Annotated in this window: 7 protein-coding genes; 6 read left to right on the forward strand and 1 reads right to left on the reverse strand. The window is 67.6% G+C overall.

Translation table 11 applies throughout. The features are described from left to right. Positions 1-34 precede the first annotated feature (34 nt). From IF19_RS0129235 to IF19_RS0129255, 5 genes are all read left to right on the forward strand, one after another. Positions 35-811 carry a class I SAM-dependent methyltransferase gene (locus tag IF19_RS0129235; RefSeq protein ID WP_078580995.1) on the forward strand — a complete coding sequence of 259 codons (777 nt, stop codon included), beginning with the start codon at positions 35-37 and terminating at the stop codon, positions 809-811. An 830-nt stretch (positions 812-1641) separates the two neighbouring features. Continuing rightward, a complete protein-coding gene (locus IF19_RS0129240; protein WP_078580998.1) occupies positions 1642-3630 on the forward strand; it encodes an AfsR/SARP family transcriptional regulator in 1989 nt (662 codons plus the stop codon). 190 nt (positions 3631-3820) lie between these two features. Beyond that, positions 3821-4540 (forward strand): thioesterase II family protein, encoded by a 720-nt coding sequence (locus IF19_RS1000000136575; protein WP_050495281.1) that lies wholly within the window; start codon positions 3821-3823, stop codon positions 4538-4540. Then, a complete protein-coding gene (locus IF19_RS0129250; protein WP_032748479.1) occupies positions 4533-5996 on the forward strand; it encodes an amidase family protein in 1464 nt (487 codons plus the stop codon). The genes IF19_RS1000000136575 and IF19_RS0129250 overlap by 8 nt, the downstream gene beginning before the upstream one ends. A 6-nt stretch (positions 5997-6002) precedes the next feature. After that, the gene (locus IF19_RS0129255) at positions 6003-7325 is read left to right on the forward strand and encodes a DUF1015 family protein (protein WP_030115237.1); all 1323 of its coding nucleotides are present in this window, start codon (positions 6003-6005) and stop codon (positions 7323-7325) included. 147 nt (positions 7326-7472) lie between these two features. Here the strand turns inward: IF19_RS0129255 and IF19_RS0129260 are convergent, their stop codons facing one another. Beyond that, complete coding sequence (locus IF19_RS0129260) at positions 7473-8915, reverse strand: S41 family peptidase (protein ID WP_030115238.1); 1443 nt, start codon at positions 8913-8915, stop codon at positions 7473-7475. A 358-nt stretch (positions 8916-9273) separates the two neighbouring features. On the opposite strand from IF19_RS0129260, the gene IF19_RS1000000135550 reads away from it, so the two are divergent. Then, positions 9274-11007, forward strand: a complete 1734-nt coding sequence (locus tag IF19_RS1000000135550; RefSeq protein ID WP_136975157.1) for a CBS domain-containing protein — start codon at positions 9274-9276, stop codon at positions 11005-11007. Positions 11008-11573 lie beyond the last annotated feature (566 nt).

The raw sequence follows: 11573 nt of genomic DNA on the forward strand, positions 1-11573 counted from the left end.
ATGCTTTCCGTCAATCTGCAACAGGAGGAATTCCATGACCCCTTCGAGCGATATTCCGGGCTCGGTGGAGAGCGGCGCCGACGTGACGTCCGCGCAGGACGTCGTGAACTCTCTTCGCGACCTCACCGTGCAAGCCGTGTCGGAACTCTACGTGAAATACCAGGACGACCTGCGTGCCGTCAGGGATCAGCAGCGGTCCTTCCTTCAGCGGCGCGGCACGTCCATGAAGGCGCAACTCGACGACTACGAGGCGGAGATCACCTATCTGCTGCTGCGCGAGTACCGGCCCGAGACGGTGGTCGAGATCGGCACGTTCTACGGCTGGTCGACCATGTGGATTCTCAGCGCCCTGCGAGACAACGGCATAGGGCACCTGTATTCGTTCGACATCGTCGACCATGTGGTGAGCAACGTTCCGGATGATCTTTCCGCTGCCCGCTGGACATTCACGAAGGGTGATGTCCGGGAGACGCTCGGAGGTATCGTCGGCAGCGTGGATTACCTGTTCATTGATGCCGACCATGGGGCACGATTCGGCCGCTGGTACGTGGAGAACGTCTTTCCGATGGTTCGCCCGGGAACTCCGACCAGCGTGCACGATGTCTTCCACGGTCGCCGGCCGAAGCCGATCAGCGAGGGTTCGGTCCTCATGAAGTGGCTCGCCGAGCACAACAAGAGCTTCTTCACCCCTTCGGCCGCGAAGGCTCCTGAAGTCATCGAGCACCTCAGCAAGGTGAAGGAGGAGCTGCGGCTCAGCACCCCTGTTCGCGATAGCCGCCATAACCCGATGGTGTTTTTCACACTTGGATGACGCTGTCGAGTCGTTGTGCGAGAGGGGCAGGAGGCGTTGGGTCCGATTTCCGCTGTTGGTCGCATTTCGCGCAGGATGTCAAAGTTGGCCGGCGTGACGAAAGTATTTGCCCGAGGAGGGCTCATGTGATCAAGTCTCGGTGGTGGGCACGCCCCGAAGGGGGCGCGCCCGCCACCGAATCCTTCTTTGGCTTATTATCCGGTTTGCGGGGTGTCCGGCAGCTGCAACAGTGATCGTTGCCCGCAGTCCTGAAGTGAGCGTCGGGACCGTTAAGTGCAAAGAATTGCTAAAGGAGCGGGGGAAGGTGTGAGATCAAGATCACGACGGCTTCCGGCCGTTCTTCGTATGGCCGGGTTGACCAGGTCGAGCAGGTCGTGGGGTGTAATGTCCCCCTGCCTTGGTGCGGTTTCACCCGATGGCGAAGACTCGGGGCGGCCACAAGTAGGCGCGTACGAGAGGAGGAGGATTTGAGGGGGAAGGTTCCTCTGTGGCAGTCGGTGTCCTTCCGTCGGGCGCCCGTGAGAACAGGGAATGCGGCAGTAGTGTTTCATGTCCGATTATTTCCCGAGCGCGTTCGGTTGCCTCTCTGTCTCATCCTTCACGGGAGCAGATGAAGGCGTTGGAGTCCGGTCTCGTCCGGTGAATCCACCTTGGCGCCGGGCCGGTGTGGTCGAAGAGAGAGTGACGGCAGGGCTGCCGAAGGTGTCGGGCGGCTCCTTCGGCTTGCGAAGGCCGGGCGGCTCCTTCGGCTTGCGAAGGCATGGGACCTGATCCGGCTCGCCTGGGGCAGGCTCAAGATTCTGCAACGGTACTAAACGGGGAATTTAGTCATGCATCATGCGGCTGCGGCTTCATCGACGTTACCACCAAAATCGGAGGGAATTCCTCCGCATGTTCGGGCGCAGCAGGGGGGCGCCGGGCGGACCGAGCCGAACGTCTCGTTCCAGGTCCTGGGCCCGCTGGAGGCGTGGGTGGGGCCGCGAAAGGTCGAGATAGGCGGGCCTCGGCAGCGCATCGTGCTGGCGATGCTCCTCATCGCACCGGACCGGGTCGTATCGATCGATCAACTGGTCGAAGCCGTCTGGAACGGACGGCCGCCGACCACGTGCCGCACTCAGATCGCCATCTGTGTCGCCAGCCTGCGCAAGGCGTTTCGGACCGCTGGGTACACGGGGGAGCTGATCGGCACCTCCGCGCCCGGCTACCTGTTGCACTCGGCGGGGCACCACATCGACTCGATGGAATTCGCGGCCGGGGTGGACTCCGCGCAGACGCTTGCCCGCCACGGAGACGTCGGCGCCGCTGCCGACCGGCTCGGGCAGGCGCTCGGGCTGTGGCGGGGCCTGGTGCTGACCGACATGTCCAGTCCCGTCCTGGAGACGGAGGCGGAACTCCTGGATCACCGGAGGCTCGCTGCTTACGAGCAGTACGCAACCCTGCAACTGCAGCTCGGCCGGCACCGCGAGGTCATCTCCGAGCTGACGGCCCTCGTGCACGATCGGCCGTTGTGGGAGCAGGCGCGAGCCGCGCTCATGCTGGCCCACTACCGTTCGGGTCACCGGTCCGAGGCTCTCGCTCTCTTCCGTCAGGCGCAGCGAGTCTTCCGCGAGGAGATCGGCCTCGAACCCGGCCGTGTCCTTCAGGATCTGCACACGGCCATCCTTCAGGAGGCCGCCGACCTGGTGGCGCCGACAGACGTGGCCGGGCCGCTGAGCGTCGCCGCCGTCTCGCCGCAACTCCCCTGGGGCGCGACGGAGTTCGTCGGTCGCCAGGACGAGATCAAGTCACTCGACGGCTTGCTTCGCTGGGCCCGCGAAGGCGTATCGTCCGTAGGTCTCGTGGTGGGACGCCCTGGAATCGGCAAGACCGCCCTCGTGTTGCACTGGGCGCGCAGGGCGGCGCCCGCGTTTCCCGATGGGCAGCTCTATGTCGACTTCGAACGGACCGACACCGCTGATGCCCCTGCCGTCCTCCTGCGAGCCCTCGGGCTGTCGGATCCCGAAATACCGCGCAACTATCAGGACCGGGTCAGGGAGTTCCACCGGCAGATCGGGCAACTGCGGCTCCTGATCATTCTTGATGGGGTCCCCGATGACGGTGTCGCCCATGATTTCGTCCCCAAGGCGGGGAAGAGTTGCGTCCTGCTGACCAGCCGACGCGTACTCGCGACCGCGGCACAGGTCCGGCTGGGCGTGCCAGAACTGACCCCCGCGGAATCCGTGACGCTGCTCGGCTCCCTCGTGGACGACGGACGGGTCGAAGAGGACAGAGTCGCCGCGCACCGCCTTGCCTCGTTGTGCGACTACTTGCCGCTCGCCCTGTCCGCGGCGGCCGCACGCCTCGTCGCCAAGCCACACTGGCGCTTCCCCCATCTGCTCACCCGGCTCGGCGACCGCCGGCACCGGCTGGAGGAACTCAGCACAGGCGCCCCCGTCCTCCGCCGGGTCCTGGACAGCGTGTACCGGACGTTGTCGCCCGCGGCTGCGGGCCTGTACGTCCGGCTCGGTCTCATCAACGGTGAGTGCATCGCGGTTTGGGAGGCTCAGGCCCTCCTCGACGTCGGCGCGATGGCCGCACAGCGGCTGCTTGAGGAACTGGTGGATGCCATCCTGCTCGAAGTGGCCGACACGGGCCCTGACGGCTGGTTCCGGTACCGTCTGCCCACTCTGCATGCCCTGCACGCGGAAGAGACAGCTCATGCGGAGGTGGCCGCTGCCGTCCGCAAGGCGGCGTACGACCGCGTGCTGGCAGCCGCCTCCTCCCATGTGAAGTGCCCGGCCGATAGCAGGGCGATACCGGCCCTTCGTAGGGTGGACTGACCGCCGCCGAGCCTGCGGCCTCTCACCGAGGCCGCGGTTCAGCAGGTTCTCACGGTGATGGTCCGCCGCGTCTCCATGAGCGGCGGGGAGCGTCCGGGCCGTGCCGTGACCCTCCATTCGAACGCATATTCGGAGGCGTGCCATGATTGCCGCTCAGCAGACGAGCACCTGGTTGAGGAGATACCGCCCGGTGGACCAGCCTCGGGTCCGCCTGGTCTGTTTCGCGCATGCCGGAGGGGGCCCCAGCGCGTTCCGTACCTGGCCCGCCTCGCTGCCCTCCGACGTCGAGGTGCTCGTCGTGCGCTATCCAGGGCGACAGGACCGGGTGGCCGAGCCCTGTCTCGAACGGATGGAGCCCATGGTGGAGGCGGTCACGGAGGCACTCACACCCCTGCGCGACCGGCCGCTCGTCCTGTTCGGGCACAGCATGGGCGCGTGGATCGCCTACGAGGTGGCGCAGCGGATACCGGTGCGCGCGTTGCTCGTCTCCGGCCAAGTGCCGCCCTCACGACGGAGTTCGGCGCGCCCCGGATCGGCCCGCCGAGGCGACGCAAGCGCTGGACTCAGCGACGCAGCGCTCATCGAGGAGGTCAAACGGCTGGGCGGATACGACGCCCAGCTCTTCGAGGACCCCGAGCTGCGCGACCTCGTCCTGCCGCCGATCCGGGCGGACTTCACACTCGTACAGAACTACCGTGCGGCCCGCCCGAGCCTGCTCGGCTGCCCGGTGCGCGCGTTCTACGGCGAGGACGATACCGACAGCCGGGCGGACGACGTCGACGCCTGGGCCGAGGTCACCACGGGCCCCTTCACGGCGCACCGGTTTCCCGGGGGCCACTTCTACCTGGCCGACCACGAGGCAGCACTGCTTCGTGAGCTCTTCTCTCTGCCGGAGGTCTCCTGTGCTTGATCCGACCGAGGCGACAGTGGCTCAACTGCGGAAGGCGCTCGGCGACGGGAGCCTCACCGCCCTTGAGCTGACCCGCTGGTATCTGGACCGCATCGAGCGCTTCAACGACGAACTGTGCGCGGTCATCGAGGTCAATCCGGATGCCGAGGCGGAGGCCGCCCGGCTGGACGCCGGCCCGGTCCGTGGTCCGCTGCACGGCATCCCGGTCCTCCTCAAGGACAACCTGGACACGGCCGACCGCATGCACACCACGAGCGGCTCGACGGTCATGCTCGGCTCCCGGCCGGACCGCGACGCCACCGTCGTGGCACGGCTGCGAGCCGCCGGAGCCGTGCTGCTGGGCAAGGCGAACAAGACGTCGTGGATTCTCGGGCCCGCGGGCTGGAGTGCCCGGGGCGGCCAGACGCGCAATCCGTACGACCCGACGCGATCGCCGCACGGTTCGAGTTCGGGCTCGGCGGTGGGCGCCTCGGCGAACCTGTGCGCCGTGGCGGTCGGCACCGAGACCATCGGGTCGATCCTGGGGCCCGCCGCCGCGAACTGCCTTGTCGGTGTGAAGCCGACCACCGGACTCACCAGCCGGGCGGGCATGATTCCCGGTATCCCCAGCTTCGACTCGATCGGACCTCTGGCGCGTTCTGTCGCCGACGCCGCGGAAGTCCTCTCCGTGATGGCCGGGCCCGACCCGCTCGACGCCGCGACGGACGGCGTGCCCGTGCTCGACTACCTGAGCTTCCTCGGTGCCACGGACCTGCGCGGTGTGCGCATCGGTGTGCCTCGAAAGATGTTCTTCGGCTACAGCGAAGCGGCCGACGCGGTCGCGGAGACCGCTCTGGAAACCCTGAGCGGGCTCGGCGCGGTCATCGTCGAGGACACGAACATCCCGGGAGCGGAGGAGTTGACCACCGATCCGTCCTTCGGCCGCGTCGTGGTGAACGAGACCGCCCACGGCTTGGGGCAGTACCTCGCCCGGACACCCGGCAGCCACCCGCGTTCCATCGCCGCCTTGGTGGAGGCCAACCGGGCGAATGCCGCGGTCGAACTGGAGCTGTACGAGCAGGACATCCTGGAGATGCTGGCCGCACACGACGCCGACCTCGACGACCCCGGCTACCGCGACGCGTTGGCCACCGTGCGGAGAAAGGCACGGGCGGAAGGCATCGACGCCGTCATGGACGAGCACCGACTCGACGCGCTGGTCATGCCCACCTGCCCGCCGCCGTGGCCGATCGACCCCGTCGAGGGCGATCCCGATCCGCACGGAGCCGCGCTCGTGCCCGGTCTTGCCGGTTACCCCGCCATCAGTGTCCCGGCTGGCTGGACGGAGGGCTTGCCCGTCGGAATCACCTTTACCGGAAAGGCGTTCAGCGAATCCGTTCTGTTCCGTCTGGCGGACGTCTTCGAGCGGACGAGGCCGTCCCGTCGCCCGCCCGGTGCCACGACCGGCGTCAGGTGAACGACCGTGCTTGATCTCCTTCCCGGAAAGGACGACCCCGCGCCGCGGTCAGGGACCCGCGGTCTGAGGCTGCTCCCGCTGCGCGGAGTCCGCTACGTCCCGGAGGAAGTCGGCGGCCTGGCAGCCGTGACCTCGCCACCGCTCGACGGCGCGGTCCGGCGTGACGAGCAGGCGCCCGCGCATCCGTACAGCATCGTCCGCCTGATCCTCCCGCAGGCGGGCACGGCCGAGGACCGCCGCCAGCAGGCGTCGGGGACGCTGCGCGCGTGGCTCGCCGAAGGCATCCTCGCCTCCGACGCCGAACCGGCCCTGTACGTGTACGAGCAAGCGCGTGGCGACGTTGTGCAGCGCGGCGTCATCGGCGCCCTGGAGCTCTCCCCGCCCGAGGAGGGGATCGTTCTTCCCCACGAGGACGTCATCGTGCACGTCCTTGAGGAACGGGCGGCCCTGGTGCGGGCCACCGCCGCCCAGCTCGAACCCCTGCTGCTCAGCTACCGGGGCACCGTCGGACGGACTGGAGCCACCTCCGTCGTCGAGCGGGCGACAGCCGGTCCTCCCCTGCTCGCCACCACCACGGAGGACGGCTTCCACCATCGCCTGTGGTCGCTGACCGACCCGGCCGATGTGAGCGAAGTGGCCGATCACATCGCCGGCCATCAGGCTCTCATCGCCGACGGCCACCACCGATGGGCCACGTACCTCCGACTGCAGCGGGAGCAGGCCGCTACGCCCAGCCACTGGGACTACGGGCTCGTTCTCCTCGTGGACACGGCGCTGTACCCCCTCCAGGTCAACGCGATCCACCGGCTCCTCCATCGGCTTCCGGTCTCCGAGGCGCTGGACGCGGTGGCGGACTCCTTCCGCGTCCGGCGCATGGACTCCTCCCTTGCCCGGGCCATGTCGGCCCTGGCGAAAGCCGCCTCCACCGGCAACGCCTTCCTGCTCGCGGGCGACGGTTCCTATTACCTCCTCGACAGCCCGGACCCAGCGCTTCTCGCCCGTACGATGCGGCAGGACCGTCCGGCTGACTGGCGCGCTCTGGATGCCGCGGTGCTGCACGAAACCCTCCTGGCCCAGGTGTGGCGCATCCCGGATGTCGCCGACTCCATCGCGTACATCCACGACGCGGAGACGGCGGTGGCACAGGCCGAGCTTCACGGCGCCACCGCCGTGCTGATGCACCCGGTACGCGAAGACGTGGTCCACGACCTGGCGCGCCGAGGCATCACGATGCCGCGGAAGTCGACCTCCTTCGGCCCGAAGCCGGCCTCCGGCCTGATCTTGCACAGGCTGGAAGACCTGCGCCCTTCTCCCGGGCAGCCCGGGTAGGCGCCTGCTCGGGCAGGTGCGTCAGCCCCCGCCCCGCCGCGGCGAGGACCGGGCCGGTGGCGCCCGCGAGGCAGCGGCCTTCGTCCCGACCGCGCGGCTTGTCGGCGGTCGAAGCATGCGGCACACAGACGGACGCGCATGCCTGCCTCAGCCGAAAAGCTCGCGGGCCCGGGCGAGCGCGCCGTCGCGGCGAGCCGCGAAGTCCTCGTCGGTGAAGACAGGCACGCGGATGGTGGGTGCGATACCGGTCCCGTCGAAGGCCCTGCCGTTCGAGGCGAGGTACCTCTCATTGGGCAGGGTGAAGGTCCAGCCGTTGGGCAGGACACGGTCCATGGTGTCGGAGAAGGCTCCTTGGGTGTTCTCACCGATACGGACGGGGGCCGGGCTGCGGTTCATGAGGGCCTGGGTGAAGGTCTCGCCCGCACTGACGGTCAGGCGGCCGGTGAGGACGGCGAGCGGGCCGGTGTAGACGGGATCGCCCGTCCGGGGGCTCACCTCGATCGGTTGCGCTGAGGTGAACCGCTCTGCGGCCACGGTGTTGTCGCGGGCTTGCTTCGTGTAGGCGGTGTACGCGCGGGCGGTGAGCCTGGAGGCGATGCGCAGCCCGAGGGGGTCGGATCCGCCGCCGTTGAAACGCAGGTCGATGACGAGTGCGCGCAGCGCCTTGGAGCCATGTGTGCGCGGTTCGGTGAAGACGGCGTCGAGAGCCTTGTCGAGTTCGGCCCGGTCCCTGGCGTAGTCACCGTCCTCGGTGAAGTCGGCGAAACGGGTGATGCGCAGATAGCCGATGCGGCCGGGAAGGTCCGCGTAGCCGATGGCGCCCAGCCCCCAGCGTTGTTGGGGCGTGCCCACGCTCGCGGCCGTCGCCTTCTCGATCTTCGTGACGGTGTCGGACGTGGGCGCCTCCGTGTCTGCTCGACGGCCCACGAAGCGCTGCTTCCTGCCCGCAACGATGGAGGTGTGGGCGTCGTGCAGCGGCTTGATCATGTCTTCGAGAACGCCGAACAGTTCGGCATCGGTGGTGTCGGCGGTGATGGCGGGGCGGTACCGGTCGCGTACGGCGGCCCAGTCGACGCCCTTTGCGGGGAACGAGGGGTAGTTCTCCGCATACGTCTGCCAGAAGGTGTCGAAGACGGCGCGAGGGTCCGTGGGCGGTTTGTGGCCGCACCTCTCGGGAAGCTCGTGGACGCGGTGCAGGGTGCGGAATCCCGCGTTGTCCGCGAAGCGGAGCCTGATGACATCGCCGCTGTCGTCAGAGCCCGGAGTCAGAGTGATGCGCCCGGCCTCCTCGCTGTCAGCCGGCGTGAAATCCACGGCACCGTCTGCCCGCGACGAGCCGCTCCGCTCGGCTTCCAGTCTGCCGGGCAGGCAACTGACGCGCGTCGTCTCGTAGGTGCGCAGGCGGCGTTCGCCGACCGAGACGACGGTGCCGTATCCGGTGCTCTGCCACAGGCCCTCCAACGACGGGCTTCCGGACGCGGAGTTCCCGGGCGTCCCGGTGCCGGTGGTCATGGCGGGGAGAGCGGCGAGGGTGAGGGCGAGTGCGACGGCGCGGAACGGGACGCGCCTGCGACGGACCGTGAGAGACATGTCTCTCATGTTACGGAGCGTGTGGTCTTCGATACTGTGAGGTATGCACCCGAGTTCGGGTACGGGAATCCGAACCCGAACACGGGCTCCGCGAGCCCGTCCATGGCGAGCTGGTGCCTGACAGCCTCGGTCATGCAGCTGAACAGGCCGCAGCGGCCTGTTCGAGAGCGGAGCTCGCTGACGAGCTCGGTGGGCATGGACACGGAGATGTTCTCGGTGGGTCCAGCGCGGGTCGACTTCATGCTCAAAGTGCAGGACAGCTCTATTGCACCGCGAGGGCTGTACATGCGTACGGCTGTTGTGAGCCGAGTGATGACCCGCGTTTCATGATCGGGAAGCCCGGGCTAGGCTCGACGAATTGCACGTCGATATTCAGTTACGACAGGTTCGGGGGGACAACGTGGGCGCTGTGCGGGCCTGGATGGTGCGCGCCGGATCGGATGACAAGAGGGAGGCTGTCTCCCTCTCCGAGAACTTGACGATTGCCGGCTGGCCCGAGGTCGGTGACCTGTCGGGCTGTCAGACGCCGGGAGACCTCAAGGCCGAGCTTGCCAAGGCGTATCCCCGTGAAAACCCCCGCGTGCTCGGCAACTGGCGCGGACAACTGTGGCGTTTCCGCGCCGTCATGTCGCCCGGGGACCTGATCGTCCTGCCACTCAAGGCGGGCGACATCGCCATCGGATGCCTCACGGGCGATTATCAGTTTCGTGCGGAGGCTGCTCCGGGACTTCGGCATGTACGTACTGTCACGTGGAAGCGCACCGATGTGCCGCGTTCGGATCTTCGCGCCGACCTGCGTGCGACGCTTGGCTCCCTGCTCACAGTGAGCGAGTTGCGCCGCCTCGATGCCGTGAAGCGTCTCACTGAGATTGCGGCGGGGAACTCCGATCCGGGAAATCCTGATGCTCCGGCTGACCTCCGATTGTTGGGGGGGGGACCCGCCGAGTTGGCCGACAAGGTGGCCCAGGCCCCGGCGGGCGAGACGGTCAGACTGGCTGTACGTGATCTGCTCAGCATCTGGGACTTCGTCAGTCGCTCGGGCAAGGCCATCGCCACCATTCGCCGGGACTTGGACGATCTCGGTCTCGCGGTTGTCCCTCCCGTCACCGAGGTTCCATCGATCGACCACATGGTCCGCGTCGTTCCCATCGGGATGGCCCCGGAGGCTGAACGGAAGTCGTCGGGCGAAGAGACCGCAGACCTGGAACTGGAGCCGGAAGCAGGAAATGACTCTGAGGCGGATCTCCTGGCCGACGAGGATCCTGGCTCCTCGGTTGTCGCCGATGTCAACCTGATCCCTGATGGAGCCGGAGAGGGCGAGAGCGGTGAAGAGGAGGAGTCGGCTCGACCGGCGTCTGTGCTGGTGACCGTGGGGAGGTTGCCCTCGGCGCGCAGTGAATTGAAGACCGTCAGGCTTACCGACCCGCTCAGCCGCGCCGTGGAACTTCTGTCCGAGAACGCGTATGACCAGCTCCCGGTCCTCGACGACGACGGCCACTTGCGCGGCTCCATCAGCTGGCGGGAAATTGGTGCGACCAACCGCCCTGCCACCGCGCTGGTCGAAGATGCTGCCGTGTTGAAGGTCCGTTCCATACGTACTGACGAGCCCATGGTGGACTGCCTGGCGGACGTAGCCGACCACGGTTGCGTATTCGTACTCAATCCCGACGGCAGCCTCTCCGGGATCGTGACCGGCCACGACCTGGCTCACAGATTCGATCAGGAGCTGCGCCCGTACGCCCTCATCCAAGAGCTGGAACTGCGCCTGCGTCGAGCGCTCAAGAAGGCTCTGATGCAGGTGAAGGAGATCCACGGTGAATACGGCCTCCCCGGCGATCCCGCAAAGATCGTCAAGCTCGCCGAGCAAGGCATGAACTTTGCTGACTACATCACCTTGCTCAAGCGGGATGACGTTTGGCGGGCAACGGGTTGGCAGTTCCCGCAGCAGAGCTTCGCCGAACGCATGGACCGGGTTCGAAAGATCCGTAACGAGACCATGCACTTCCACACGAGTGACGATGACCGCATCAGTGCGGTCAAGGAGATCCAGGTCGCTCTGCAGATGCTCAAAACTGTTCAGCCGCAAGCCTGAGCACACGGCGGGTCCGGTGCTGCCGACACCCAGGCTGCTGTTCCAGGACGTCGAGCCGTACGGCTCGTGCCGTTCTCGCCATGGTTCAGCGTACGAGAATCAGCCCGCAGCTGTACGCGCGCGTGGCGGATGCCTTGGGCGATGCCCGCGACGAAGGCCCTGGGGTCGGTGACCGTGAGGGTCCCTTTGATCTCCGCGCGAGCGATACGCACTCACTTATGGGGCGATGGGCTCGGGCTGTGGCGGTGGGCCTCTCCGGAGATGAGCGCTCCTGACCTCGGGTCGGCGACGACGTACTTCGGCGAGCCGTACCAGGCATGGAGCTCGGCACGTCCGAATGGGCCGGGCTCCAAGGCGTCGTCCTGCGGTGGCGTCGGCAACGAGTCCGTGGTCGCCTTGGCGGCTCGCTGGTGGTCGGTGCCTGGCGGCACTCTCCCTCGGCTGTTCCCCCGCCGGACACGACGACCCGGGCACCCGTCACGCCCGGGTGGCGGCCCGACTGCTGCCCACCGGAGCTGCCCCCGATCTGGCCAACGCAGTGGCCCAGGCCCTCGCCCACGCCGGGG

This window comes from Streptomyces californicus (assembly GCF_000717645.1).
GTDB classification, from domain to species: Bacteria; Actinomycetota; Actinomycetes; order Streptomycetales; family Streptomycetaceae; genus Streptomyces; species Streptomyces californicus.